General features: G+C 70.9%; 21 protein-coding genes and 1 pseudogene. 8 read left to right on the top strand and 14 right to left on the bottom strand.

Annotation, left to right across the window (positions count from 1 at the left end; translation table 11 throughout):
* Positions 1 to 88 precede the first annotated feature (88 nt).
* Genes ACRWND_RS22185 through ACRWND_RS22155 form a run of 7 tightly spaced genes read right to left on the bottom strand, consistent with a single transcriptional unit; the run spans position 89 to position 6840 of the window.
* A complete protein-coding gene (locus ACRWND_RS22185; protein ID WP_431952105.1) occupies positions 89 to 973 on the bottom strand; it encodes a DUF5936 domain-containing protein in 885 nt (294 codons plus the stop codon).
* A 13-nt stretch (positions 974 to 986) separates the two neighbouring features.
* The gene (locus ACRWND_RS22180) at positions 987 to 1925 is read right to left on the bottom strand and encodes a type II secretion system F family protein (protein ID WP_431952075.1); all 939 of its coding nucleotides are present in this window, start codon (positions 1923 to 1925) and stop codon (positions 987 to 989) included.
* Complete coding sequence (locus ACRWND_RS22175) at positions 1922 to 3259, bottom strand: CpaF family protein (protein WP_431952073.1); 1338 nt, start codon at positions 3257 to 3259, stop codon at positions 1922 to 1924. The genes ACRWND_RS22180 and ACRWND_RS22175 overlap by 4 nt, the downstream gene beginning before the upstream one ends.
* Positions 3256 to 3663 carry a TadE/TadG family type IV pilus assembly protein gene (locus ACRWND_RS22170; protein ID WP_431952071.1) on the bottom strand — a complete coding sequence of 136 codons (408 nt, stop codon included), beginning with the start codon at positions 3661 to 3663 and terminating at the stop codon, positions 3256 to 3258. Before ACRWND_RS22170 ends, ACRWND_RS22175 begins: the two co-directional genes overlap by 4 nt.
* The gene (locus ACRWND_RS22165; protein WP_431952069.1) at positions 3660 to 5228 is read right to left on the bottom strand and encodes an AAA family ATPase; all 1569 of its coding nucleotides are present in this window, start codon (positions 5226 to 5228) and stop codon (positions 3660 to 3662) included. The genes ACRWND_RS22170 and ACRWND_RS22165 overlap by 4 nt, the downstream gene beginning before the upstream one ends.
* Positions 5225 to 5938, bottom strand: coding sequence for a Flp pilus assembly protein CpaB (gene cpaB, locus ACRWND_RS22160; protein ID WP_431952067.1), 714 nt, complete (start codon positions 5936 to 5938; stop codon positions 5225 to 5227). The genes ACRWND_RS22165 and cpaB overlap by 4 nt, the downstream gene beginning before the upstream one ends.
* Before the next feature lie 11 nt (positions 5939 to 5949).
* Positions 5950 to 6840, bottom strand: a complete 891-nt coding sequence (locus tag ACRWND_RS22155; protein ID WP_431952065.1) for a hypothetical protein — start codon at positions 6838 to 6840, stop codon at positions 5950 to 5952.
* Positions 6841 to 7131: 291 nt separating this feature from the next.
* On the opposite strand from ACRWND_RS22155, the gene ACRWND_RS22150 reads away from it, so the two are divergent.
* The 3 genes from ACRWND_RS22150 (at position 7132) to ACRWND_RS22140 (ending at position 10284) form a co-directional block, all read left to right on the top strand.
* Positions 7132 to 8406 (top strand): alanine racemase, encoded by a 1275-nt coding sequence (locus tag ACRWND_RS22150; protein ID WP_431952063.1) that lies wholly within the window; start codon positions 7132 to 7134, stop codon positions 8404 to 8406.
* A 168-nt stretch (positions 8407 to 8574) separates the two neighbouring features.
* Positions 8575 to 9786, top strand: coding sequence for a pyridoxal phosphate-dependent aminotransferase (locus tag ACRWND_RS22145; RefSeq protein WP_431952061.1), 1212 nt, complete (start codon positions 8575 to 8577; stop codon positions 9784 to 9786).
* A 96-nt stretch (positions 9787 to 9882) separates the two neighbouring features.
* Positions 9883 to 10284, top strand: coding sequence for a hypothetical protein (locus ACRWND_RS22140; protein ID WP_431952059.1), 402 nt, complete (start codon positions 9883 to 9885; stop codon positions 10282 to 10284).
* 377 nt (positions 10285 to 10661) lie between these two features.
* On the opposite strand, the gene ACRWND_RS22135 is transcribed toward ACRWND_RS22140, so the two are convergent.
* The gene (locus ACRWND_RS22135) at positions 10662 to 11054 is read right to left on the bottom strand and encodes a winged helix-turn-helix transcriptional regulator (protein ID WP_431952057.1); all 393 of its coding nucleotides are present in this window, start codon (positions 11052 to 11054) and stop codon (positions 10662 to 10664) included.
* 150 nt (positions 11055 to 11204) lie between these two features.
* Here ACRWND_RS22135 and ACRWND_RS22130 point away from each other — a divergent pair, with 150 nt between their 5' ends.
* Complete coding sequence (locus tag ACRWND_RS22130; RefSeq protein ID WP_431952055.1) at positions 11205 to 12050, top strand: NAD(P)H-binding protein; 846 nt, start codon at positions 11205 to 11207, stop codon at positions 12048 to 12050.
* A gap of 70 nt (positions 12051 to 12120) precedes the next feature.
* Here ACRWND_RS22130 and ACRWND_RS22125 read toward each other — a convergent pair whose 3' ends face one another.
* Entirely contained in the window at positions 12121 to 13932 is a 1812-nt protein-coding gene (locus tag ACRWND_RS22125; RefSeq protein WP_431952053.1) for a phosphoenolpyruvate carboxykinase (GTP), read from the bottom strand.
* Positions 13933 to 14185: 253 nt separating this feature from the next.
* On the opposite strand from ACRWND_RS22125, the gene trhA reads away from it, so the two are divergent.
* On the top strand, positions 14186 to 14887 hold the full coding sequence (gene trhA, locus ACRWND_RS22120) for a PAQR family membrane homeostasis protein TrhA (RefSeq protein ID WP_431952051.1): 702 nt from the start codon (positions 14186 to 14188) through the stop codon (positions 14885 to 14887).
* A gap of 137 nt (positions 14888 to 15024) precedes the next feature.
* Here the strand turns inward: trhA and ACRWND_RS22115 are convergent, their stop codons facing one another.
* Complete coding sequence (locus ACRWND_RS22115) at positions 15025 to 17055, bottom strand: thioredoxin domain-containing protein (protein ID WP_431952049.1); 2031 nt, start codon at positions 17053 to 17055, stop codon at positions 15025 to 15027.
* Positions 17056 to 17311: 256 nt separating this feature from the next.
* Between ACRWND_RS22115 and ACRWND_RS22110 the strand changes: the two genes are divergently transcribed.
* The 3 genes and pseudogenes from ACRWND_RS22110 to ACRWND_RS22100 all read left to right on the top strand — a co-directional run bounded on the left by ACRWND_RS22110 (position 17312) and on the right by ACRWND_RS22100 (position 18705).
* Positions 17312 to 17587: a hypothetical protein gene (locus tag ACRWND_RS22110; protein WP_431952047.1), complete on the top strand. Its 276-nt coding sequence runs from the start codon at positions 17312 to 17314 to the stop codon at positions 17585 to 17587.
* A pseudogene (locus ACRWND_RS22105) lies at positions 17584 to 17987 on the top strand (type II toxin-antitoxin system VapC family toxin). Before ACRWND_RS22110 ends, ACRWND_RS22105 begins: the two are co-directional and overlap by 4 nt.
* Before the next feature lie 151 nt (positions 17988 to 18138).
* The gene (locus tag ACRWND_RS22100) at positions 18139 to 18705 is read left to right on the top strand and encodes a Uma2 family endonuclease (RefSeq protein WP_431952045.1); all 567 of its coding nucleotides are present in this window, start codon (positions 18139 to 18141) and stop codon (positions 18703 to 18705) included.
* Between the two features lie 228 nt (positions 18706 to 18933).
* Here ACRWND_RS22100 and ACRWND_RS22095 read toward each other — a convergent pair whose 3' ends face one another.
* The 4 genes from ACRWND_RS22095 to ACRWND_RS22080 are packed head-to-tail and all read right to left on the bottom strand — an operon-like array spanning position 18934 to position 24710.
* Positions 18934 to 20613, bottom strand: a complete 1680-nt coding sequence (locus ACRWND_RS22095; protein WP_431952043.1) for an ABC transporter family substrate-binding protein — start codon at positions 20611 to 20613, stop codon at positions 18934 to 18936.
* Between the two features lie 38 nt (positions 20614 to 20651).
* Positions 20652 to 22781, bottom strand: coding sequence for an ABC transporter ATP-binding protein (locus ACRWND_RS22090; RefSeq protein WP_431952041.1), 2130 nt, complete (start codon positions 22779 to 22781; stop codon positions 20652 to 20654).
* A complete protein-coding gene (locus ACRWND_RS22085) occupies positions 22778 to 23728 on the bottom strand; it encodes an ABC transporter permease (protein WP_431952039.1) in 951 nt (316 codons plus the stop codon). The genes ACRWND_RS22090 and ACRWND_RS22085 overlap by 4 nt, the downstream gene beginning before the upstream one ends.
* A gap of 1 nt (position 23729) precedes the next feature.
* Entirely contained in the window at positions 23730 to 24710 is a 981-nt protein-coding gene (locus ACRWND_RS22080) for an ABC transporter permease (RefSeq protein ID WP_431952037.1), read from the bottom strand.
* Positions 24711 to 25530: the final 820 nt, after the last annotated feature.

The following is a 25530-nucleotide window of genomic DNA, read 5'->3' as shown; positions in this document are numbered from 1 at the left end:
AGGGCTCCGCACCCCCAATGGCGGCTCCGGTCCCTACCCATCGCCGGCACCGGGCATGCCTCCAGAGCCCTCCGCCTCTCCACCCCCGTCACCCCAGCAACTCGCCGAAGTTGATGCGCGAGCCGAGGATCGTGCCCGTCATCAGCAGGATCATCGTGGCCGGGACGAGGAGCGTGGTGACCACACCGGTCGCGCGCGGGACGGTGCGGGCCGCGCGGCGGCGCGCGTTCTGGGCCTCGGTGCGCCGCATGTCCGTGGCGATCTGGAGCAGCGTGCGGGCGATGGGCGCGCCCAGTTCCTCGCCCTGCTGCAGCGCGGTGACGAACTGCCCCACCTGCTCGCTGCCGTTGCGCCTGCGCAGCTCGTCGAAGGCGTCCCGGCGGCTGACGCCGACGTCCATCTGGCGCAGCGCGATGCGGACCTCGTCGCTCCAGGGGCCCTTGTAGACGGAGGCGACGCGCTCGAGGGCCTGGCGGAAGCCGAGGCCGGCGCTCACCACCACCGCGAGGACGTCGAGGAAGTCCGGGAGGGTGCGCTCGATCTCGTCGCGGCGCCTGCGGACTGCGAGCCAGATGCCGAGGTCGGTCCAGCCCAGGCCGTAGGCGACCATCAGGAGGGCGGCGAACCAGTGGCCCGCCTGCAGGAGCACCAGGGCCGCGAGGCCGCCGAGGGCGCCGTAGACGGCGCGCCGGGCGGCGTAGCGGTCGACGGTGAGGCCGTGGGGGTGGCCCGCGTGGTCGATGCGGGCGCGGACCCGGTTGACCCGGGCGGGGCCCATGAGGCGCAGCACCAGGGGCGCCCAGCGCATCCCGAGGCGGTCGACGGCGTTGCCGACCCGGGTGGTGCGGGTCCGCCCGACCTCCAGGGCGAGTTGGAGGTCGCTGGGCAGCTTGACCTCGCTGCGGTAGACGCCGATGCCGTAGCAGACGCCCACCACCCCGAGGGCGGCGACGGCGGCCAGCACGATGGTGATCAACGGTCCCCCCTCATACGTCGATCCGCGACATCCGGCGGATGAGCGCGAAGCCGAGGATGTACAGGCCCAGCGCCACGAGCACGGCGATCCGTCCGGCCGCGGAGCCGGTCATCGCGCCGAGTGAGCCCGGCATGATCCGGTCGAGCAGCAGCAGCGAGCCGACGCCGATGACGGGGACGGCGTACGCGGTGACCGTGACCTGGGACATCTGGGTGCGGATCTCGCGCCGGGTCTCCTTGCGCTCCTCCAGGGTCACCGTGAGGTTGCGCAGCGACTCCACCACCGAGCCGCCGGCCCGGGACGACAGGACGAGGGTGGAGACCAGCACCACCAGTTCCCGGCTGGGCAGGCGTTCCTGCAGTTCGGCCAGGGCGTCCTCGATGGAGTGCCCGATGGTCATGGCGTCGGCGACCTTGCGCAGTTCCTCTCCGGCCGGGGCCTCCAGTTCCTCGGCCGCCATGCCGACGGCGGTGCGCAGGGCGAGTCCGGCCTGGGTGGCGTTGGCCAGGACGCGGGCGAGTTCGGGCAGCTGGGCGATGAAGCGCTCGGTGCGCACCCGCCGCCGCCAGCCGAGGAAGGAGCTGACCGCCCAGGCCGCCAGGAGTGCGGCGATGGGTCCGAAGAAGGGGGCCAGCACGATGTCGGCGACCAGCCAGGCGCCGCCGACCACCCCGAGGGCGGCGGCCGTGAACTGGCCGGGCGTCAGGTCGGTGCCGGTGGCGGCGAGCCGGGCGGCCAGCCGGCGGCCCCAGGCGGTGCGCCGTACCCGGCGGTCCAGGGCGGCGAAGGGGACGGCGCGCCGTTCCGCCGCGGGGACGTCGGCCAGCCGGTCGACGAGGGCCGCGCGCTCGGCCCGTCCGCCGCTCCAGGCGTGCAGGCCCCAGACGGCCAGGACCAGGGCGAGGCCGGTGACGCCGAGCACGGCCAGGGCGATGGCCTGCGGGTTCACTTGGCCTCCCTGCTCGCCAGGTCCAGCTCGGTCTCGCCGATGCCGAACGCCGCGGGCACGGACTCCCCCGCCAGATGGACGCGCTCGGCCAGTTCCCGCGGCACGGGCTGGTGGTGGAACCAGCCCCGTACGATCCGGTCGGGGCCCATCGGCTCGGCGCGGAAGCGGGTCGCGGTCGTCAGCCGGAAGGTGTCGCGGCCGCGTGAGGACAGCACGGCGATCTCGGCGATCCTGCGGGTGCCGTCCGCGTCGCGGCGCAGTTGGACGATGACGTCGACGGCGCTGTTGATCTGGTCGCGCAGCGCCTCGAAGGGGATCTTCACCTCCGACATCGACGCCAGGGTCTGCAGCCTGAGCACCGCGTCCTCGGCGGAGTTGGCGTGCACGGTGGCCAGCGAGCCGTCGTGGCCGGTCGACATGGCCTGCAGCATGTCGAGGGTCTCGCCGCCGCGGACCTCGCCGACGATGATCCGGTCGGGGCGCATGCGCAGCGAGTTCCGCACGAGGTCGCGGATGGTGATCCGGCCCTGTCCCTCGACGTTGGGCGGCCGGCTCTCCAGGCGTACGACGTGCTCCTGCTGGAGCTGGAGTTCGGCGGCGTCCTCGACGGTGATGATGCGCTCCCCGTCCGGGATGAGCCCGGACAGCGCGTTGAGCAGGGTGGTCTTGCCGGAGCCGGTGCCGCCGCTGACGATGATGTTGAACTTGGCCCGTACGAAGGCGGAGAGCAGCATCAGCATGTGCTCGTCGAGGGTGCCGAGGCCGATGAGCTCGTGCAGGGCGTAGGCGCGGGGGAAGCGGCGGATGGTCAGGACGGGGCCGGTCAGCGACAGCGGCGGGATGATGACGTTGACGCGTTCGCCGGAGGGCAGGCGGGCGTCCACCATCGGGTTCGACTCGTCCACCCGGCGGTTGACGGTCGACACGATCCGCTCGATGGTCTGCAGCAGCTGCTCGGGGCTGCTGAAGCGGGCGGCGACCGGCTCCACCCGGCCGGCGCGCTCGACGTAGATGCGGTCCGGTCCGTTGACCATGATCTCGGTGATGGAGGCGTCCTCCAGCAGCGGTTCGAGGATGCCCAGGCCCAGGGCCTCGTCCACGACCCGGCGGATGATGCCGGTGCGCTCCTTGGTGGAGAGCACCGGGCCCTCGCGGCTGATGATGTGGCCGAGGACGCGTTCCAGGCGCACCCGGCGCTCGGCGGCGGCGAGCGCCGACATCTCGGCGAGGTCGATCTCCTGGAGGAGCTTGGCCCGGTAGACGGCGACGAGGTGGCCCTCCTGGGTCCGCGGGGCGGTGTCCTCGTTCGCGGTGATGCGGTCGCGCAGGCTCATCCGTCGGTCCCCTCGTCGTCCTCCCTGGGCATGGTGGCGGTCCGGGTGACGGAGCCCGGGCTCAGGCCCGGGAGCACCGACGGGATCTCCACGGTCGCTGTCGCGCGCACCGAGTCCCCCGTGTCGCCGGTGGTGGCGATCCGCGTGCCGTCCTGCAGCCAGGAGCTCACCGCCTCCGTGCCCGCCACGGAGCCGCTCACGGGAGGGTCGTGCAGCGCCGCCATGCGCGCGGCGGCGCGGGCGGCCGTGCCGGCCTGGGCCGCGGTGTAGGCGGCGAGGCCCAGCTGCACGCCGGCGAGGGCGACCAGCAGCAGGATCGGCAGCATCCCCAGGAACTCCAGGGAGGCGCTGCCGCGGTCGCGGGGGCGCCGGGGGCGGGTACGGGAACGGGTACGGGCCGTCACGGTGCGACCGCCTCTTCGTCGACGGCCGAGGCGTGGCCGTGGACGGTGAGCGGGAAGTCGATCGCACCCGGGAAGAGGACCGGGACCTTCAGGCCCACGGTGACCCCGGCCATGCCGTCGGCGCGCGTGGTGCCGAAGTCCTCGATCCGCCAGGCACCCGGCAGGTCGTCGGCCGCAGCCGCCTGGGCGTCCTCCCCCACCGCCGCCGCGCGGGCGGCCCGGTCGGCGGCGTGGCCGGCGAGCGTGAAGGTGTACCCGGTCAGCACCGCCTGCCACACCAGGACGAGCACCAGCAGGATCAGCGGTGTCATGCCGAGGGTCTCCAGCGTGACCTGGCCCTGGTCCCCGCGGCCGCGACGGCCCCGGCGGGGCGCCGCGGCGGGTCCGGGCGGCCCGGTGACGCCGATCTCGGCGGCGAGCGTCCACACGCCCTGCTTGACGGTGGAGCGGTTGTCGAGGTCCTGGAGCCGTCCGGCGTCGACCACCGCCTGCAGTTCCCGGAAGGCGGCGGGGACCACGGCGGACGCGACCCGGGTGCCGGTGATGCGGGCGATCAGCGAGGGCTGGATCTCGCTGCCGCGGGTGTGCCGGTTGACCGCGGCGACGACGTCCTGGGGTTTGCGGATCTGCAGCCGGTCCCACATGCGCACCATGCGCTTGGCGGCGCGCACGGCGACCACGTCGGGCGTGGTGACCAGCAGCGCGGTGTCCGCGGTCTCGACGGCGACCGCGTTGGCGCCGGTCATCTGGGTGCCGCAGTCGACGACCACGACCTCGTACCGCTGCCGCAGGGCGTGCAGCACGTGCCGGGCGGCGCGGTCGGTGACCTCCTCGCCGCGTTCGCCCTCGCCGGGCGCCAGCAGCAGCGCGGGCCCGGACTCGTGGACGTACATGGCGTCCTGCAGCACGCGGGTGGTCACGTCGGTGATGTCCGCGAGGTCGGCGACGGAGCGGCGAAACTGGACGTCGAGATAGGAGGCGACGTCGCCGCCCTGGAGGTCGAGGTCGACCAGGGCGGTGGACTTGCCGGCGGCCTGCGCGGCGAGGGCGAGCTGGACGGCGACGACGGTGGTGCCGACCCCGCCCTTCGCCCCGGCCACGGCGATCATCCTGCCGCCGGCCACGGCGGGCAGCGCGGGCTGCCGGGGGCTGAGGTGGCGCCGTACGCCGGCCGCCCAGGCGGCGGCCGCCTCGACGCGGGCGCCGAGTTCGTCGTACGACAGCGGCAGCCCGGCGACGCCGCGCGCCCCGGCGTCCATGGCGCCGGACAGCACGGCCGGGCTGGGGTCCGCGGTGAGCAGGATGACGCCGACCGCGGGAAAGCGCAGCGCGATCTCGCGGACGACCTCGAGCGCGGGGACCGGTGTGATGCGGTCGTGGACGACGACGACCTCGGGCAGTTCGTCGACCCCGGTCTCGGCGGCTCGCGCGAGGACGTCCAGCAGCGTGGTGGAGTCCGGCAGCGCGGGCCCGGGTTCGGCTCCCGGCAGCTGGTGCAGGACCCCGGTCAGGGCGCGGGCCGTGTCGGGGTCGGGGGTCCCCGACAGGATGCGTACGCCGGTCACGAGGCGGCTCCGTCGCGGCCGAGGGTGTAGGTGCGGTCCCGTTGCGAGGGGGCGGTGGTGTCGCCCGGGGCGACCAGGGCGAGGCGCACGTGCCGGGCGAAGGACTCGGCGAAGGCCACCCGCTGCGCGTCGGCCGCGCCGAGGGCGAAGGTGATGGGGACGCCCTGGCCGGTGCCGCGGCGGTTGTCACCGCCGCTGTCGAAGGCCTTGATCTCGCCGACGTCGATGACCCGGGCGCCCGCGACGATGATCTTGGAGACCTCGGGTTCGGTGTCCTTGCGGGGTGCGAAGGTGGCGAAGATGTTGACCCTCGCCCCGGGGGTGATCTTCCCGGCGACGCCGGTCTCCGCGTCGATCATGATCGCGATCTCCATCTCCCCGGCCCGCAGCGCGGGCCGCTCGGCGACCATGTCCGTCTGCAGCAGGGAACCGCGGCGCAGCGGGACGGCGGCTATCTTCCCGGCCAGCTGCCCGACGTCGCGGACGGCGGTGGCGGGCAGCCAGCGCTCGGGGATGCGGACCTGCTGCAGCTGGGCGCGGCCGACGGCCTCGTACGCGGGTACGTCCTCGGCCAGCCGGTAGGCGGTCACCTTCGGCCCGACCTGGGAGCGGGCGTCCCCGATGACGGTGACGACCCCGGCGAAGGCGGCGAGCGCGCACAGCGCGGAGACCATGAGGAGCACAACGCCGCGGCGCTGACGGGAGTTCATGAGGTGGGGCCCTATCGCTCAAGTTCCGGGGGCTGGTGGGGGGACACCTGCGGGGCGGGCGACGCCCCGGGCGGTGCGGGCGCGCGGGGACCGGAGTGCACCACCTGGCGCGGGCGCTCGGGGGGCGGGACGCGCTGCCGCCCGTCCAGGGCGGCCGAGCAGAACAGGCAGCGGTCGCCGATGACCGCCAGGCCGCACCAGCCGCAGGTGTCCCGGCGGACGGAGGTGACCAGTTGGTACAGCACGCCGACGTCGGCGATGTAGGCGGTGAACTCGACCAGCCGACCGGTGCCCCACCAGCGCGCGGAGTCCGCCGGCAGCGGCACCTCGCGCACCTGCTGGCTCCGCCACGCGCGGGCCAGCGGCCCGGTGACCCAGCCGGCGTCCACGCCCTGGCCGTGCGCCACGGCGAGCTGGGTGAGGAACGCCGGCCCGGGCGGCACTGCGTCCGGCCGCGCCTCGGACAGGCGCGGTTCGGGGTGCGCGAGGACGGCGAAGTGCCGCCCGGGCACGAGGGACTTCAGGTGGGCGCCGACGGGGACGTCCACCCGGTCGAGCCGGGAGACCGAGCCGAGCAGCGCGCCGGAGTGGAGGTAGTGCGACAGCAGCCGGGCGGCGCCGGCGAGCACTCCGGGCCCGAGGTCGGTGGCGGCGAGCTGGCGCAGCTGCTCCGCCAGCAGCTGGGCGGCCAGCGGCGGCAGGTCGATCGGCACGATCGCCACCCGGTCGGCCTCCAGGGCCGCGCGCACGGTGTGGACGCGGCGGCGCAACGGGTCGGTGGGCTCCGGCGGGACGAGGAGGACGAGGTGGCCGTGGGCCTCCAGGGCCGCGGCGGTCACCGTCACGTGCCGCTCCAGAGGGAGCGCGAGGTCGTCCGCTGTGACCGCTATGACGCTCGACACGCGCGACCTCCCGGAACTCCCGCCCAGTCCCTGCCCGGAGAGCCTATCCATGCGTAGCCGAAGCAGTGCGGAAAGTCGCCGAACAGATGGTGAAGTCGGTGGTACCCACGGGACGCCGGAGTACGCCCGGTGATGCGTCCCGGGATTCGCGGGGCCCGTGGGGCCGAGGGTTCAAAGGTCGCCCGCCGCCGGTCACCGCCGTAACCGGTCATACCCGTTTGTCGGCGTTGACCCGTTCCTGACCGGGTGTTAGACAGCGGACACACGGTACGGCGCCGGGACGGAGGCGGGATGGGTCAGCTCGAGGGAATCGACCGACTGCGCCAGGAGCGGGTGGATCACCGCTTCAAGGGCCTGCCGCCCGACGCCGACGGACTGACCGTCGGCGAACTCGCCGCCCAGCGCCGCACTCTCTTCGACGGCGGCTTCACGACCCCGCTGCTCACGCTCAGCGAGCCCGCCCTGGAGCACAACCTCGCCCAACTCGCCGACTGGGCCGGCCGGAACGGTTGCGCCTTCGCGCCGCACGGCAAGACCTCGATGGCCCCGCAGCTCTTCGCCCGCCAGCTCGAGCACGGCGCGTGGGGCATCACCGCCGCCACCCCGCACCAGGTGCGGGTCTGCCGGGCGTTCGGTGTGCGGCGCGTGTTCCTCGCCAACGAGCTGGTCGACGCGGCGGCCCTGCGCTGGGTGGCCCGCGAGCTCGCCGCCGACCCGGAGTTCCGCTTCGTCTGCTACGCCGACTCCGTGCGCGGGGTGGAGCTGATGGACGCGGCCCTCGCAGGAGGCGCGGACGCCGGGGTGGACACCGTCGTGGACGTCGTCGTCGAACTCGGCGCGCGGGCCGGCCGCGCGGGCGTGCGCGGCGCCGCGGAGGCGGCGCGCGTCGCCGACGCGGTCGCCTCGGCCCGGCGCCTGCGGCTCGTCGGCGTCGCCGGATACGAGGCCGTGGCACCGGACCCTCGCGGGTGGCTCGCCGAACTGGTGGCACTGGCCCGGGACTTCGACGCGGCCGGACGCTTCGCTGGGGCCGGGGAGATCGTGGTGAGCGCGGGCGGCAGCGAGTGGTTCGACGCGGTGGCTGACGCGTTCGGCACACTCGGGGACCTCTCGCTTCCGGTGCTGAGGCTCCTGCGGTCGGGGGCGTACGTCACCCATGACGACGTCCACTACCGCGAGCGCACGCCCTTCCGCGAGCGCATCCCCGCGCAGGGCTCGCTGGAGCCCGCGCTCCGCCTCTGGGCGCGGGTGCTCTCCCGTCCCGAACCGGGCCTCGCCCTCCTCGACGCGGGCAAGCGCGACACGTCGTACGACCTCGGCCTCCCCGTCCCGCAGGTCCTGCGCCGCGCCGACGGGACCGCCGACCCGGCGACCGGGCTCACCGTCACGCGCCTCGCCGACCAGCACGCGTTCGTGGACGTCTCCCCCGGCGCGGCGGACCTGGCGGTCGGCGACTGGGTGGGGCTGGGGGTGTCGCACCCGTGCACGGTGTTCGAGCGGTGGCAGTTGATCCCCGTGGTCGGGGAGGGCGGGGTGGTCACGGACTTCGTCCGCACCTTCTTCTGAGGCTTCTCAGACCTTTCTTGGGGCCCTCGAGGCGGCAGGGGCGGTGTGCGGGTCGTCCGTGGCCGAGGGTGCGGCAGCCCCGCACCCGGTCATACAACTCCACCTTTCGGCGCATAGGTGGCCAAGAACACGAGGCGTTTCGCGTTACGTGGCCGTAAGCTCGCGCACATGCAGGTGATCCAGTCCACGAAGCTCTCCAACGTCTGCTACGACATCCGCGGCCCGGTGCTGGAAGAGGCCATGCGGCTGGAGTCGGCAGGTCACCGCATCCTGAAGCTGAACACCGGCAACCCCGCCGCCTTCGGTTTCGAGTGCCCCCCGGAGATCCTGGAGGACATGCTGCGCAGCCTCGGCGGCGCGCACGGCTACGGCGACTCCAAGGGCATCCTCCCGGCCCGGCGCGCGGTCATGCAGCACTACCAGACCCGGGGCATCGAGCTGGACGTCGAGGACATCTACCTCGGCAACGGTGTCTCCGAGCTGATCCAGATGTCGATGCAGGCGCTGCTGGACGACGGCGACGAGGTGCTGATCCCGGCGCCCGACTACCCGCTGTGGACGGCCGCCGTCTCGCTGTCGGGCGGCACCCCGGTGCACTACCGCTGCGACGAGCAGGCGGACTGGTTCCCCGACCTCGCCGACATCGAACGCAAGATCACCGACCGCACCAAGGCACTGGTGATCATCAACCCGAACAACCCGACGGGCGCGGTCTACGACGACGAGCTCCTGCGGCAGCTGACCGACATCGCCCGCCGGCACAACCTGATCGTCTGCTCGGACGAGATCTACGACAAGATCCTCTACGACGGGGTGACCCACACCCCGACGGCGGTGATCGCCCCCGACCTGCTGACGCTGACCTTCAACGGGCTGTCGAAGGCGTACCGGGTGGCCGGCTACCGCAGCGGCTGGCTGGCGGTGTGCGGCCCGAAGGAGCACGCGAGCAGCTACCTCGAGGGCCTGACGATCCTGGCGAACATGCGCCTGTGCGCGAACGTCCCCGCACAGCACGCGGTCGCCACCGCCCTCGGAGGCCGGCAGTCGATCAAGGACCTGGTGCTGCCGGGCGGCCGGCTGGCCGAGCAGCGGGACGTGGCGTACGACCTGCTGACGCAGATCCCCGGCGTCACCTGCGTGCGCCCCAAGGGCGCGCTGTACGCGTTCCCGCGGCTGGACCCGAAGGTCTACAAGGTCAAGGACGACCAGCAGATGGTGCTGGACCTGCTGCGGGCCGAGCGGATCCTGGTCGTGCAGGGCACCGGCTTCAACTGGCCGGAACCGGATCACTTCCGCCTGGTCACCCTGCCCGTGAAGGAGGATCTGGCGGACGCCGTGGGCCGGATCGCCCGCTTCCTGGACGGCTACAGCCAGCCGTGACCCCGGGGGGCGGCCAGGCCCCGGCTGCGGAGGGGCTCCCTTTTTAGACTGAGTCCAAGGTAGGATGTACTCCTGTTTTCAGGAGGAGTGCATCCCATGTACGAGCCGATCCGCACCAAATCGGTCCATACGGCGGCGGCCCCCACCCTTCCGCGACGCAGCCGTGACGAGGAGCTGGACCTGCAGCTCGCCGGACATCTCGCGGCCCTGCTGACCGTCACCGACGAACTGCGGGCACTGGAGCCCAGCGGGGAGCTCGACCAGGCCGCCGAGCAGCTCGCGGAGACCGTGGCGGGTCTGCACCGCGGACGGCCGCCGCTGCGGCTCTCCCCGGCCCCGGCCGGACGAAGGCGCGCGGAGCCGGCCCGCGTGACGGCGCTGCACCGCAGGGCGCGCGCGCTGGCGGGCCGGGCCCTGGTGGTCGCCGAGGCGCGCCAGAACGCGGAGGCCGTGGCGCTCGCGGAGCGCCTCATCGCGGTCCACACCGCGGCCGCCTGAGGTCTCCGCGACCGTGCCGGTCGCGGCCACTCGCCGGTGGCGGCGACCAGCACGGCGGCTCCGCGGCGGACGACGTTCGTCGTACCCGGTCGGCGACGGCTCGGTGGCACTCGAGCCGGCCGATGCGCACTCGACACGTGCCGCCGCCCCGCAGTCGTCCGTGTCGGACGGGGGTGGTCGCCGCCGCGCGATCCAAAGGCGGTCCCGGACCCGCGGCGGCTCGCGGAGGACATGCCCCAGGGCCCCGACCCGCTCCACCTCGCCGAGGTCTCCGCACGCGGCCGAGGTCTCCGCACGCGCCGAGAAGACGGCCACGCGCTTCGCGGACTCGGCACGCGCGCTGCCGGCGCAACCAAGGATCGGGCTTCCGCGGAGCGCTACCGGCTCGAATCGGCGTCGTAGTCGTGTCGGGCCCGCTCGACCTCGCCCAGGTGGCCGGCAGCCCATTCGGCGAGGTGCGCGAAGAGCGGAGCGAGACTGCGGCCGAGTTCGCTGATCTCGTACTCGACCCGAGGGGGGACCTCCGGGTGGTACGTACGCACGATCAGGCCGTCGCGTTCCAGCTGCCTCAGCCGCTGGGTCAGCACCTTCGGCGTGATCCTGGCGATGCGTCGTTCCAGCTCGACGAACCGTTGCCGGCCATGGGCGTTGAGGGTCCACAGGATCGGCGTGGTCCACCGGCTGAACACGATGTCCACGACCGGACTGATCGGGCAGGCGAGCTCCGGGTCGGTCGCGGTGGGCGCCGTCCAGCTCACATCACCGGCCATGCTTCCCCGTTCGGGATAGTCACTTTCCTGTAGGTACCTACTATACCGACGGTGTTAGCGTCCCCTGCGTCGCCAGAAGAGCAGTTTTCCGAAGGGTTCTCGCCCGCTCGGGGCACCGACAACCACGTTGACACAGCAGGGGAGTTACTCATGATCGTAGTGACAGGAGCGACCGGCAACGTCGGCCGATCACTCGTGCAGGCCCTCGCGGCGGCCGGTGAACAGATCATCGCGACCTCCCGGGGAATCTCCGACGCGGACCTGCCGGACGGCGTCCGGCACCAGCGGGCGGATCTGACCGACCCGGAGAGCCTTCGACCCGTGTTCGACGGCGCCGACGCGCTGTTCCTGCAAAGTGCGGGCGCTGGCGCGCACCTCATGAACCCCCAGCACGTCCTCGATGTCGCCAAAGCCGGCGGGATGGAACGGGTCGTGCTGCTGTCCTCCCAGGGAGTCGCGACCCGGCCGCAGTCGGCCTCTCACGGGGCCGTGGGACGGTCGCTCGAGGACGCCGTCCGGCAGTCGGGCATGGACTGGACGATCCTGCGGCCCGGCGGCTTCGACTCCAACGCGTACATGTGGGCCGAGTCGGTCCGTTCCCAGCGGACGATCGCCGCGCCGTTCGGTGACGTCGGCCTGCCGGCGATCGACCCGGCTGACATCGCCGAGGTCGCCGCCGCGACGTTGCGCGAGGACGGCCACGTCGGGCACATCTACGAGTTGACCGGGCCCGCCCTCACCACGCCCCGGCAGCGAGCCGAGGCCATCGGCGACGCGCTTGGCGAACCCGTCCGGTTCGTCGAGCAGACCCGCGACGAGGCCCGCGCGCAGATGCTGCGGTTCATGCCCGAGCCCGTGGTCGAGACCACGTTGGCCATCCTCGGCGAGCCCACGCCCGCCGAGCAGCGCATCAGCCCCGATGTCGCGCAGGTCCTCGGCCGCGAACCCCGCACCTTCGCCGACTGGGCTCAGCGTCACATCGCCGCCTTCCGATAGGAGGCCGCCCGGCCTCAGGGCCCCGGTCCCGGCCGAGGCCCGGGACCGGGGCCCTCCCGCAGCCGCGCGGCTACCCCAGGCGGTCGACCAGGGCCTGGTACTCGTCCCACAGCTCCTTCGGCGCGTGGTCGCCGAAGGTCTCCAGGTGGGACGGGATGAGGGAGGCCTCGTGCCGCCAGGTCTCCACGTCGACCGAGAGCAGCAGGTCGAGGTCCTTCCGGGAGATGTCCAGACCCGCCGTGTCGAGGGAGCCTTCGGCCGGCAGCACGCCGATCGGTGTCCGGACGCCCTCGGCCTCGCCGCGCAGCCGCTCGACGATCCACTTGAGCACACGGCTGTTCTCACCGAAGCCCGGCCACACGAACCGGCCGTCCGCGTCCTTGCGGAACCAGTTCACGTAGTAGATCCTCGGCAGCTTGGCCGGGTCGTGCCGCCTGCCGAGCTCGAGCCAGTGGCCGAAGTAGTCGCCCATGTTGTAACCGCAGAAGGGCAGCATCGCGAAGGGGTCGCGGCGCAGCTCGCCGACCTTGCCCTCGGCGGCGGCGGTCTTCTCGGAGGCGACGTTCGCGCCGAGGAAGACGCCGTGCTGCCAGTCGAAGGACTCGGTCACCAGCGGCACCGCCGAGGCGCGGCGGCCGCCGAAGAGGATGGCCGAGACCGGCACGCCCTTGGGGTCCTCCCACTCCGGCGCGATCGTCGGGCACTGCGCGGCGGGCACGGTGAACCGGGCGTTGGGGTGGGCGGCGGGGGTCTGGGACTCCGGCGTCCAGGAGTCGCCCTTCCAGTCCGTGAGGTGGGCCGGGGGCTCTTCCGTCATGCCCTCCCACCAGACGTCGTTGTCGTCGGTGAGCGCGACGTTGGTGAAGACCGAGTTGCCCCACAGGGTCTTCATGGCGTTGGCGTTGGTGTGCTCGCCGGTGCCCGGCGCGACGCCGAAGAAACCCGCCTCGGGGTTGATCGCGTAGAGGCGGCCGTCCTCGCCGAAGCGCATCCATGCGATGTCGTCGCCGATGGTCTCCACCGTCCAGCCGGGGACGGTCGGCTCCAGCATGGCGAGGTTGGTCTTGCCGCAGGCGCTGGGGAAGGCGGCGGCGACGTACACGGCCTCGCCGCGCGGCGGGGTGAGCTTGAGCACCAGCATGTGCTCGGCCAGCCAGCCCCCGTCACGGGCCATGACCGAGGCTATGCGCAGCGCGTAGCACTTCTTGCCGAGCAGCGCGTTGCCGCCGTAGCCGGAGCCGTAGGACCAGATCTCACGGCTTTCGGGGAAGTGCGAGATGTACTTGGTGGAGTTGCACGGCCACGGAACGTCGTGCTGCCCGGGCTCCAGAGGGGCTCCGACGGAGTGCACGGCCCTGACGAAGAAGCCGTCCTCGCCGAGCGCGTCGAGCACGTCCTGGCCCATGCGCGTCATGGTCCGCATGGCGGTGGCGACGTACGCGGAGTCGGTGATCTCCACACCGATCGCGGACAGCTCGGAGCCGAGCGGGCCCATGCAGAACGGGACGACGTACATGGTGCGGCCGCGCATGGCGCCGCGGAAGAGTCCCCTCTCGCCGCTGAAGATCTCCCGCATCTCGGCGGGGTCCTTCCAGTGATTGGTCGGGCCGGCGTCCTGCTCCCGCTCGGAGCAGATGAAGGTGCGGTCCTCGACACGAGCGACGTCGGTCGGGTCGGAGGCGGCGTAGTACGAGTGGGGGCGCTTGATCGGATCGAGCTTCCGGAAAGTGCCCTTGGAGACGAGCTCGTCCGCGAGGCGCTGGTACTCCTCCTCGGAGCCGTCGCACCACACGATCTCGTCCGGCTGGGTCAGCTCGGCGATCTCGCCGACCCATGCGATGAGGTCCTGGTGGTTGGTGGGAGCCGCTTTGACGCGCGCCACGATCGCTCCGTTCCGCCCGGTGTGCACTCACCTGGCGTCAGATTGTGAGGGTGTTGTTCTCGGCCCCTTGGGGGCTGCGACCCGGATGCTGTCGTGGGGTGCTCATCCGGTGCCGTCCGCACTCATATGAGTATCGGGACAGGAAACGCGATCTGTCCAGGGCACGCGAGGCGAGCGCCACCACTCCCGGCGCCCGGCGACACCCCCCTACTACGGATCGGTAACCTACGCAACCGTAGCTAGCATTGATTTCATGAGCTCCGTGGACGAGACTCCCGTTGTGCCCGCCGCCCTTGAAGAACTCGCATCCGCCGCCGCCCCCTTGAAGCCCAAGCTGAGGGGGTGGCTCCACGCCGGGATGTTCCCGGCCGTCCTCGTCGCGGGGGTCGTGCTGACCGCCTTCGCGGAGAGCACCCGCGGGCGGATCGCCTGCGCGGTGTTCACGCTCACCGCCTGCGCCCTCTTCGGCGTGAGCGCGCTCTACCACCGCGGCGACTGGGGCCCCCGGGCCTCGGCGGTGCTGCGCCGGCTGGACCACGCGAACATCTTCCTGATCATCGCGGGGACCTACACGCCCTTCACGCTCCTGCTGCTGCCGGACGGCAAGCAGGAGATCCTGCTCTGGCTGGTCTGGGTCGGCGCGCTGGCGGGCATAGCCTTCCGCGTGCTCTGGGTCGGCGCGCCGCGCTGGCTCTACACGCCCTGCTACATCGCGCTCGGCTGGGCGGCGGTCTTCTTCCTGCCCGACTTCCTGCGGCACGGCGGCACCACCGTGCTCGTGCTGATAGTCGCCGGCGGCCTGCTGTACAGCATCGGAGCGGTGATCTACGGGACCAAGCGCCCCAACCCCTCACCGCGCTTCTTCGGCTTCCACGAGGTTTTCCACTCGTTCACGCTGGCCGCGTTCATCGCCCACTACGTCGGGATCTCCCTGGTGGCCTACAACCACTCCTGATCCTCGCCGTGCCGGCGGCCCGCGGAAGCGGCGCTCACCGGATTTGACGGTCGCTGTGGCCCGCGGGCACGCCGCCGGTAGCGGGCACCCCCGCCCCGGCGGCGTCGCGCGCACCCTGTGCCAGGCGCCGCCGGTCGTCAGCGGGCGCCCAGTTGCTCCGCCAGGACCTGCGGGTCGGCGGTCGGCGCCGCGCACACGAAATGGCGGCAGACGTAGGCCGCCGGCCGGCCGTCGAGCAGCGGTCGGCCGTCGAGCAGGGCGTACTCCTCGGCGCTCGGCTCCCCCACGGCGACGACCGCGCCCGGGGCGGTGCCCAGCAGCGCCGTGCGGTGCAGCGCCGCCCTGGCGGCGTCGCCCGCCGGGCCGACCACGGCGACCTCGCGGGGGCCGTCGAGCGCGGCCTCCGCGACGGCCAGCCCCCAGCCGATGAACCGCGGCACCCGGCCGCCGAGGGCGCCCACCACCCCCAGTGCCCGCTCGGCGGCCTCGCGGTGGCGCGACGAACCGGTGTAGGCGGCGTACGACAGCAGCGCACCGGCCGCGGCCGTCCAGCCCGAGGGGGCGGCGTTGTCGGTCGGGTCCTGCGGCCGGCGGATCAGCGTCTCGGCGTCGTCGGCCGTGTCGTAGAGCGCGCCGTCCTCGCCCGTGAAGTGCCGCAGCACGGAATCGAGCAAGAGCCCCGCGAGGTCCAGCCACACGCCCTCGCCGGTGACCGCGCCGAGCGCGAGGAAGCCCTCCGCGACGTCGGCGTAGTCCTCCAGGACACCGGAGTTGCCGCCCGCGACGCCGTCCCGCGAGGTCCGGGCGAGCCGGCCGTGCTCGTCCATGTGGACCCGCACCAGCAGATCCGCGGCCTCGACGGCGGCCGCGACGAGATCCGGGCGCTCGAAGTACGCCCCGGTCTCGGCCAGCGCGGCGACGGCCAGCCCGTTCCAGGCGGCGACGACCTTGTCGTCGCGGCCGGGGCGGGGCCGTCCCTCCCGGGCGGAGAACAGCCGCGCCCGCACCGAGGCGATCCGCTCGGCGTCCGCGAGGCCGCCGTCCGAGGGGAGCTGGAGCACCGACGCGCCCTCCTCGAAGGTGCCGTCCGCCGTCACCCCGAAGTACTCGGCGGCCAGCGCCGCGTCCTCCTTGCCGAGGACCTCCTCCAGCTCCGCCGGCGTCCAGACGTAGAAGGCGCCCTCGCCGTGGCCGCCGCCCGGGCGGTCGCTGTCGGCGTCGAGCGCGGAGGCGAAGCCCCCCTCGTGGGTGCGCAGTTCACGGACGATGAAGTCCGCGGTCTCCAGGGCGACCCGGCGGGCCAGGTCGGAGCCGGTGGCGCGCCACAGGTGGGCGTAGACCCGGCAGAGCAGGGCGTTGTCGTAGAGCATCTTCTCGAAGTGGGGCACGACCCACTCGCGGTCCACGGAGTAGCGCGCGAAGCCGCCGCCGAGCTGGTCGTAGATGCCGCCGCGGGCCATCGCCTCACAGGTGTCCCGCACCATCTCCAGCGCGCCCTCGGAACCGGTGCGGGCGTGGTGCCGCAGCAGGAACTCCAGGACCATCGACGGCGGGAACTTCGGCGCCCCGCCGAACCCGCCGTACGCGGGGTCGTAGTCCCGGGTGAGTCCCAGCAGCGCCGCCGCGAGCTGCTCCTTCCCGGGGGCGGCCGTCCCGCCGAGCGCCAGCGAACGTCCGGCCAGGTCCTTGACGATGCTCGCCGCGACGGCCCCGACCTCGTCGCGCCGCTCGCGCCAGGCCGCCTCGACGCCTTCCAGCACCTGCCGGAAGGAGGGCATGCCGTGCCGCGGGGCAGGCGGGAAGTAGGTGCCGAAGTAGAAGGGCTCCCCCTGCGGGGTCAGGAAGACCGTCATGGGCCAGCCGCCCTGCCCCGTCGCGGCCTGCACGGCCTCCATGTAGACGGCGTCGACGTCGGGGCGTTCCTCGCGGTCGACCTTCACCGCCACGAAGTGCTCGTTGAGGTACGCGGCGGTCGCCTCGTCCTCGAAGGACTCCCCGGCCATGACATGGCACCAGTGACAACTGGAATACCCCACGCTGAGCAGCACTGGCACCCCGCGCCGCCGCGCTTCGTCGAAGGCTTCGTCGCTCCAGGGCCACCAGTCGACCGGATTGTCGGCGTGCTGGAGCAGGTACGGCGAGGTCGCATCGGCGAGACGGTTCGGCATAAGCCCATCCTTGCCCATCCCGACGCCGGGTGCAGCAGCCTGCACACCTGTCGGCGGCTGAGCAGACACCGGCGCTGTACCCCGTTCACCGTCGGCTGCAGCCGATCTCGCCGGGAGCTCCCCTACCCGGGTGGAGTCGATGGGCGGCCCCGTGGTGGCCCTTCCTGTCTCCTCGTCGCCGTCGTGGCGCGGCGCGCCGAAGCCCGACTGCGCACTTCGGCCGCAGCTGTAATAGTCATCGTCGTACTCTGGCTGAATGAAGACGAACCGCGCCGGGACGACCGAGAACATCTCCGTGTCCATGCCTTCGGAACTGGTCGGCGCCCTGCGTGAGCGCGCCGGCCGACGCGGTGTGTCCGCCTATATCGCCGAGGCGGTCCGGCACCAGCTCGCGATGGACGGGCTGGCCGAGATCGTCGCCGCACACGAGGCTGAGCACGGCGCCCTGACCGAGCAGGAGATCGAGGCCGCACACCGTGAACTGTTCGGTGACGAACCGCAGTCCGGCGGAGCCGGACGGGACGCCGCATGAAGGAGCCGCCTGCTCGATCGCTGGTCCTCGGCTCTCAGGCGCTGTCCCTGCTACTGCGCAATGACCGGCAGATGGTGGCTCGTACCGAGGCTGCCCGCCGGGCCGGGGTTCGGGTGCTCCTCTCCGCCCTGACCGTGGTCGAGGCCGTCCACGGCAAGACAGACGTCACTCGGCTGAACTGGGTCCTCTCCCGCCTCCAGGTGGAGCCGGTCAGTCAGGCCGACTCCATGACGGCAGTGCGCCTGCTGCTGGACGCAGGTGGCCTCCACGGGCACAGATACGCGATCGATGCTCTTGTCGCCGCGATGGCCCTGCACCCGGCCCCGTCCTCGTTCTCACCTGCGACCGCGACGACTGGTCGAAGCTCTGCGGGAGCCGCGTCGGCATCGTGGACGTGTGAAGCAGGACAGGACTCATGCGTTCACGAGTTCACTGGCACCAATGACACGAGGAGTAGCCGACCGACAGCAGGACGGGTGCCGGCCCCGTCGGAACATTAGGCTGGGCGCAGCAGTTCCGGACCTGCCGAGGCTCCTCGAAGGAGGTACACCGTGACCGCCGGAATGGTGGCACCCGCGTGGATGCATACGCAGATCAGTGCGGAACAGTACGACTCCTGGTCCGAGGAGCAGTGCGAAGGCATCGAGATCGTGGACGGGATGGTCGTCGTGAGCCCGAGCGCCTCCAAGCGCCACAACCGGCTGGCCCGCATCCTGGCCAACGCCCTGGACGCCGCCGCGGGCCCGGACTGGAACGCAGACACGGACTTCGACGTCCGCCTGCAGGACGTTCCGCTCAGCAACCGCCGTCCGGACGTCATCGTCTACCGGGCGGAAACCATCGACCTCACGCCTACCCGTCCGGAGCACGTACTTCTGGTCGTCGAGGTGGTGTCGCCCGGCTCGGAGACCACGGACCGGATCGTGAAGGTGGACCAGTACGCCAAGGCGGGCATCCCCTTCTACTGGCGGGTTGAACAGGCCGCCACAGGGGTCCCGATCATCTACACGTACGTTCTCGACCCCGCCACCAAGGCATACAGGGACGGCGAAATGTTCACCGGCGCGGTGAAGGCCACCGCCCCATTCACCGTCACGGTCGACCTTGGGGCCCTGTGAGCAACGAGGAATCGCCCGCGCCCTCGGCACCTCCGACGTCCGTGGCCGAAACCAGTAGCCCTCGACGTCGCATTCCACAGGTCAGACTCCGACACGCCCCGCCCCGTGAGCCCGGTCGTTGCCCCAACAGACGGTTGCCGTCCGCCGCCAAGGCGGCGGCCGCAACGCGCCGGGCTCCGCCGCAGCGGCGCTGCGGCGGAGCCCGGCATGGCGACTACCTACTTCGTCTTACTTCTTCTCCCAGCCGATCAGCTCGGGCGGGCCCATGGAGCCGTAGTTGCCGTAGAACTGGGCCGCTCCGTAGTTGGCGAGACCCTTCTTGACGGCCAGGATGCTGGGGCCGTTGAGGAGCGGCATGATGCCGTAGGTCTCCATCATCTTCTGCTCGACCTTGTTGCCGGCAGCGATCTGCTCGTCCAGGGTCGGCAGCTTGGTGACGGCCTTGACCTCCTCGTCCAGGCTCTTCGGCGCCGAGCGGGAGACGTTGAGGGTGGAGTCGGAGCAGTACATCTGGCAGATGTAGAGCATGCCGTTCGGGTCGCTCGAGATGAAGCCCATCCCGAAGATGTCGAAGGCGCGGGTGGTGAACACCTTGTCGAAGTCGGCGGAGGGGTGCGCCTCGATGTTCAGCTTGACGCCGATGTTCTTCAGCATCTGGGCCATGGCAGTGGCACGGGCCTTGACGGTGGCACTGTCACCGATGGTGGGGAGGGTCAGCTCCAGCTTGTCGCCGCCCTTGGCACGCACACCGTCCGCGCCGACCTTCCAGCCCGCGTCGTCCAGCTGCTTCTTCGCTCCCTCGGCGTCGAACTTCACGGCCTTGCCGAAGTTGTCCTGGTACCCCTTCTGGAAGGGGAAGAGGAGGAAGGACCCGGGCAGGGGCTCGGTGTAGCCGAGTCCCTGGAACGTGATCTTCGCGAGCTGCGAACGGTCGATGGCCTCCATCACGGCCTTGCGCACCACCACGTCCTTCAGCTGCGGCGCGGTGGCGTTGAAGACCAGGAGGCTGTTGGAGGTGGTCGTGCCGCGGCGAAGCTCGGTGCCCGCCACCGACTTCACCTGGTTGAGCTCCTCGGCGTTACCAGCCGCCACCGCGTCGATCTGGCCGTTCTTGAAGGCGTTGAGGCTGGCGCTGACCTCCATCTGCACGAACGTGAACTCGTCCAGATGCGCCTTTTCACCCCACCACTTGGGGTTGGGCTTGTAGGTGACCGTGCCGCCCTTGGCGTCGAACTTGGAGATGGTGTAAGGGCCGGCGCCCCACTCCGGGTGGGGCTTGCCCACGTAGGCCTTGTTGAAGGCGTCGGCCTTGGCGATGTGCGGGTTGACCAGCGTGGAGAAGAGGGACTTCCAGTACACGAAGGGGCCGTCGTAGGTGACGATCGCCTCCTTGGCGTCCTTGCCCTTCGCGACCGAGGCGATGCTGGAGTAGCCGTCGGTGGAGCCGACGACGTAGTCCTTGTTCTTCCCGTTGAGCGCGTTCCAGGTGTCCCGGAACGCCGTCCAGTCGATGTCCTGGCCGTCGTTCCACTTGGCCTGCGGGTTGATGTCGTAGGTGACCTGGGTCTTGCCGTCCACCGTCGCCTGCTTGACGTCGGCGAGGTAGTCCTTGTTGAAGGTGACGTTGCCCTTCGGGTCGTTGAAGGACAGCTGCGGCTGGTAGAACCAGGCGATCTTCGACGTGTACAGCGACCCGTCGCCGTGCAGGGGGTTGAGCTGGTCGGGAATCGACACGATGGGCAGCGTCATCTTGCCGCCCTGCTGCAGGTTGCTCGCGGGCTGCGGGTTGTACGAGGTCAGCACCTCGCCCGCGGAGGTGGCGCCCTTGGTCTTCTCCTTCGGCTCGCTTTCGGTGCTCCCGCTCGTGCACCCGGAGAGGACGAGGGAAGCGGTGGCGGCAAGCGCCAATCCGCCTAGAACTATTCTTCTCATGACAGCCTTTCAGCTTAGTTGGAGGCAGGGATGGTCGTGTCCGCGAAATGGCATGCGTCGCGGTGGTCCTGGTCGCCCCTGTCGGTGAGCTGCGGAGTGACGCCGCGGCACTGCTCCTTCTGCGGCTCCGACAGCATCTGGTGGAGCGGGCACCTGGTGACGAACCGGCAACCAGGCTGATCGTCGGTCGGACTCGGAAGGTCGCCCTTGAGGAGGACTCGTTCCCGGGTCCGTTCCGCGACCGGATCGGGCAGGGGGATCGCGGAGAGGAGTGCCTTGGTGTAGGGGTGCTGCGGGTTGTCGAAGACGGCGTCGGTGGCGCCGATCTCGACGATCCGCCCCAGGTACATCACCGCGACGCGGTCGGAGATGTGGCTCACCACCGACAGGTCGTGGGCGACGAACAGGTAGGACAGTCCCAGCTCGGCCTTGAGGTCGTTGAGCAGGTTGATGACTCCGGCCTGCACCGAGACGTCGAGGGCCGAGACCGGCTCGTCGAGAACGAGCAGCTTCGGCTTCGTGGCGAGCGCCCGGGCGATGCCGATGCGCTGCCGCTGCCCGCCGGAGAAGGCCGCGGGAAAGCGGTCGCGGTGCTCGGGGTCGAGCCCCACGAGTTCCATGAGCTCCGCCACCTGGGTGGAGAGCGCCTTGCTGTCGCGGTCACCGACCGCGCGGAGGGGTTCCGCGAGAATGTCGAAGACCGTCATGCGGGGGTCCAGTGCCCCCATGGGGTCCTGGAACACCATCTGGATGTCGCGACGTACGGAGCTGACGTCCTGCTTTCGCTTCAGGTCCGCCGTGTTCTGGCCGCAGACGGAGATGCTGCCCTGCTCGGGCGGCTTCAGACCCATGATCTCCAGCAGCGTGGTGGTCTTGCCGCACCCCGACTCGCCGACGAGTCCGAGCGTCTCGCCCTGGCGGATGTCCAGGTCGATGCCGTTGACGGCGAAGACGGAGCCCACCCTGCGCTTGAGCATGGCGCCCTTGGTGAGCGGGAAGGTCTTGGTGACGTTCGAGAGTTCCAGGACCTTCGGCCGGTCCTCACGGGGGACGGCCGCGGCCCGGTTCTCCTTGAGGGCCGGGACGGGGTAGATCGGCTCGCCGCCGATGGCGCCGTCGGTGATCTCCGCGGCGCGCCGGCAGGCAGCCATGTGCTGCCCCTCGCCGCCGTCGCCCTGGGCGATCGCCAGCAGGGGGGGTTCGGCCTCACGGCAGGCGTCCTGCACGACCGGACAACGCGCCGCGAAGGGACAGGCGTCGGGAAGGTCCACCAGGAGCGGCGGAGTCCCCGGGACCGGGGTCAGGGCGCCCCTCTCGCGGTCGTCCAGGCGGGGAATCGCACCCATCAAACCGATGGTGTACGGCATGCGCGGTCGCGCGAAGAGTTCGTCCACCCCGGCGCGTTCGACCGGCCGGCCGGCGTACATCACCATGACGTCGTCGGCCGAGCCGGCCACCACCCCGAGGTCGTGGGTGATCATGATGACCGCGGCCCCGGTCTCGCGCTGGGCGGTCTTGAGGACATCGAGGATCTGCGCCTGCACGGTGACGTCGAGAGCGGTCGTCGGCTCGTCGGCGATGATCAGGTCAGGGTCGTTCGCGATCGCTATGGCGATGACGGCCCGCTGCCGCATCCCGCCCGAGAACTCGTGCGGGAACGCCTTGGCGCGGCGGTCGGGGTTGGGGATGCCGACCAGGTCCAGCAGTTCGACGGCCCGTTTCCAGGCGGCCGCGGACGAGATGTCCTGGTGGATCTGGAGGGCCTCGACGATCTGGGATCCGATGCTGAAGATCGGAGTGAGCGACGAGAGCGGGTCCTGGAAGATCATGCCGATCTGCTGACCGCGCACCTTCGACATCTGCCGGTCGTCGAGATCGAGGAGGTTCTGCCCGCCGAGCGTGATCTCGCCCGTGACCGCAGCGTATTCGGGCAGAAGCCCCATGACGGCCATGGACGTGACGGACTTGCCCGACCCCGATTCGCCCACGATGCCCAGGGTCTTGCCGCGGTGCAGGTCGAAGGAGACGCCGCGGACGGCCTCCACTCGGCCTGCCTCCGACGGGAAGGCCACCTTGAGGTCCCGCACCGACAGCAGAGGCTGCTGGGTGTCGGGCGTGGTCGTGACAGCGCGCTGCTCGATCATGCGCGGCCTCCAGACTGCGAGGTGGGGTCGAGGGCGTCGCGCAGGCCGTCGCCGATCAGCGCCATCGCCACGGTGAGCAGCACCACCATGCTTGCGGGCAGGTAGAACAGCCAGGGAGCGGTGGACAGTGTGTTCTGCCCGTCGGCGAGCATGGAACCCAGCGACACGTCGGGCTGCTTCACGCCGAAACCGATGAAGGAGAGCGCCGTCTCGGACTGCACGGTCGAGGCGACACCGAGAGTGAACGTCACGATGAGCAGGGACCCGATGTTCGGTACCAGGTGGCGGACGATGGTGCGCATCGGGCTGACGCCCATGAAGCGGGCCGCCAGCACGTACTCGCGCTCCCGCAGGGAGGTGGCCAGGGACCAGATCACCCGAGCGGTGAGCATCCAGCCGAAGAGCGTGAGGACCACGACCAGGACCTGCCACTCACCGCGGTAGTGCGTACCGACCAGGGCGATGATGAGGAACGAGGGCAGGATGAGCAGGAAGTGCACGAAGCCGAGCATCGCCCGCTCGACCTTGCCGCCGAAGTAGGCGGCGGTGGTGCCGAAGAGCCCGGCTATCGCGGTGGTCAGCAGGGACACCGTCACGGCGATGATCAGCGACCTGCCGAGGCCGTGCACGAGCTGGGCGTAGACGTCGTTGCCCGCGCCGTTGGTGCCCAGCAGGTGGCCGCCGACCCCGGGAGGGACGGAGAGTGCGGTGAAGTCCGCCTCCACGTGGTCCCAATGGGTCAGATACGGGCCGATCACGGAGAAGAACACAAGGAGGACGAAGAGGACCAGACCGCCGAGCGCCGGCTTGTTGCGCGTGAAGCGCCGCATGTAGAGCTTGGCCGGGGAGAGGCGCTTGCCGCCGGTCTTCCCCGCTTGCGGCGTCTCGGGTTCGCCGGAGGGCACCAGTTCGGCGTCGGGTCCGACACCGGGCATGTTGATAGCCACGTCAGCTCACCCTGATCCTGGGGTCAAGAGCCACGACGACGAGGTCGGCGAGAATCGCGCCGATGGCCGTCATGAGGGCACCGAAGGCTGCGACAGCGACAACGCCGTGCACGTCGTTCGTGCTGATGGTCTTGCTGAAGTACTCACCCATCCCGTGCCAGGCGAAGACCGTTTCCGTGATCACCGCGCCGGTGAACAGCGCCGGCATCGCGAACGCGACCTGGGTGGCGACGGGAATGATCGAGGTCCGCAGCCCGTGCCGGTAGATGGCTTGCTTCCGCGTCAACCCCTTGGCCCGCGCCGTGCGGATGTAGTCGGAGTTGATGTGGTCCAGCAGCAGCGATCGCTGCAGCAGGTGGTACCCGGCGTAGGAGATGAACGTGAGCGAGATCGTGGGCAGGATCGCGTGCATCGCCCGGGACCCGAGGATCGCCCAGAACCCGCTGACCTCGGGGCTCTGCGCTCCGGCGACGGGCAGCGAGGTGCCCAGGGACTGGTTCAGCGCGATGGTCGCGAGCACGACCCCGAGGGAGGCCACCGCGGAGGGCGTGTTGAAGGAGAGCACGGAGACTCCCTGCAGCACCCGGTCGGAGGCCTTGTACTGGCGCGACGCGGTGTAGACGCCCAGCCCGACGCCGATGACGATGGACAGGATCGTCGCACCCAGGACCAACTGGCCGCTGACGAAGATCCGATAGGCGACCTGCTCGTTGACGCTGCCCCCGGTCGGCGACTGGCCCCAGTCGAAGTGAGTCACGATCTGGGTGATCCAGTGCCACCACCGATCCATGATCGGCTTGTCCGGATTGAGATTGTAGAGCGACAACGCATGGTTGATCTGGGCTGGAGTTCGAGGCGGTCGCAACGCGGTGTAGTTCGACGCAGGTTTGAGGAATGCGTTAGCGAGGAAGTACGTGAGGTTGGTCGCGATGGCGATCATCAAAAACCAGCCGACTATTTTGCGGGCGATATAACGCAGCACCGTTAGCCGGCCTTTCGTGATGTGAGGCTTATCGGCCCGCAAGTCCGATGAGTGACTGGATATGTGGTCGTTTTCACCGGGCACCGTGTCGCGAGCGCTCGGGCAGGACGTGCGGAACCTGGGGGGTCAGAAAATGACTGGCGCAAAGCTGTTCCGTTGCATGAGCCTGAGGTGTGGCGACAGAGCCGCACGGGCGGGCGAGGCGCGCGGTGAGCAGTGCGCGGGACATAAAGCAACAACCTTGCGTGTGAGTAAACGGTTTAAGGCAGCCACATGATCAGCTGTGTCGCGACAACGATTCCAACTGCACGTATGGGACGTCAAGGCTGAGCAGGTCGCAATCCGATTAAGCAAAGCCTCACATCGGTCAATCTCGACGAAACGCATCACTGTGGCGGCAGGTGTGACGACCGGTGGAGCCCTGAAAACCCCAAAAGGCACGATGCGAACCTTCGCGCTGGTTCGCCTCTTCGTGCTCCCTTTTCGACACCTTTGGGGACCGGGCTTCGGCCCAGCCGCCGCCAGGTCACGGTAGGGACCGAGCGACGGCCTGCCCGACCGCCTTCGGCCTTCCGCCGTGTGCGAGTCCTGTCCGACCGTCACGCGTCGCGCCGTGTCCTTCACTTCCTCCCTGGCGCGTACTCCCGGGGTCGCGAAGATCCTGCGTCCGCCCTGCGACGAGGCCTCCCCTTCGGAGACGGCGACGAGCCGTGACGGCCGGCGGTCGAGCTCGCCGGGTGTCCGGCCCACCGCCGCCCATCCCACGCCGGTCGAAACGCTCCGTCTTCGATGCACCGGGCGTCCCGGACCGGCGCTCGGT

The organism is Actinacidiphila sp. bgisy167 (genome assembly GCF_965342175.1).
Lineage (GTDB): Bacteria > Actinomycetota > Actinomycetes > Streptomycetales > Streptomycetaceae > Actinacidiphila.
The sequence above is the reverse complement of the archived record's forward strand: the minus strand, read 5'-3'. Positions and strand labels throughout refer to the sequence as shown.

Excerpts from the sequence above, each read along its gene's own strand:
- ACRWND_RS22175 (WP_431952073.1), bottom strand. The coding sequence starts at position 3,259 with ATGAGCCTGCGCGACCGCATCACCGCGAACGAGGACACCGCCCCGCGG.
- cpaB (WP_431952067.1), bottom strand. The coding sequence starts at position 5,938 with ATGAACTCCCGTCAGCGCCGCGGCGTTGTGCTCCTCATGGTCTCCGCG.
- ACRWND_RS22150 (WP_431952063.1), top strand. The coding sequence starts at position 7,132 with ATGGGTCAGCTCGAGGGAATCGACCGACTGCGCCAGGAGCGGGTGGAT.
- ACRWND_RS22145 (WP_431952061.1), top strand. The coding sequence starts at position 8,575 with ATGCAGGTGATCCAGTCCACGAAGCTCTCCAACGTCTGCTACGACATC.
- ACRWND_RS22140 (WP_431952059.1), top strand. The coding sequence starts at position 9,883 with ATGTACGAGCCGATCCGCACCAAATCGGTCCATACGGCGGCGGCCCCC.
- ACRWND_RS22135 (WP_431952057.1), bottom strand. The coding sequence starts at position 11,054 with ATGGCCGGTGATGTGAGCTGGACGGCGCCCACCGCGACCGACCCGGAG.
- ACRWND_RS22130 (WP_431952055.1), top strand. The coding sequence starts at position 11,205 with ATGATCGTAGTGACAGGAGCGACCGGCAACGTCGGCCGATCACTCGTG.
- trhA (WP_431952051.1), top strand. The coding sequence starts at position 14,186 with ATGAGCTCCGTGGACGAGACTCCCGTTGTGCCCGCCGCCCTTGAAGAA.
- ACRWND_RS22115 (WP_431952049.1), bottom strand. The coding sequence starts at position 17,055 with ATGCCGAACCGTCTCGCCGATGCGACCTCGCCGTACCTGCTCCAGCAC.
- ACRWND_RS22110 (WP_431952047.1), top strand. The coding sequence starts at position 17,312 with ATGAAGACGAACCGCGCCGGGACGACCGAGAACATCTCCGTGTCCATG.
- ACRWND_RS22090 (WP_431952041.1), bottom strand. The coding sequence starts at position 22,781 with ATGATCGAGCAGCGCGCTGTCACGACCACGCCCGACACCCAGCAGCCT.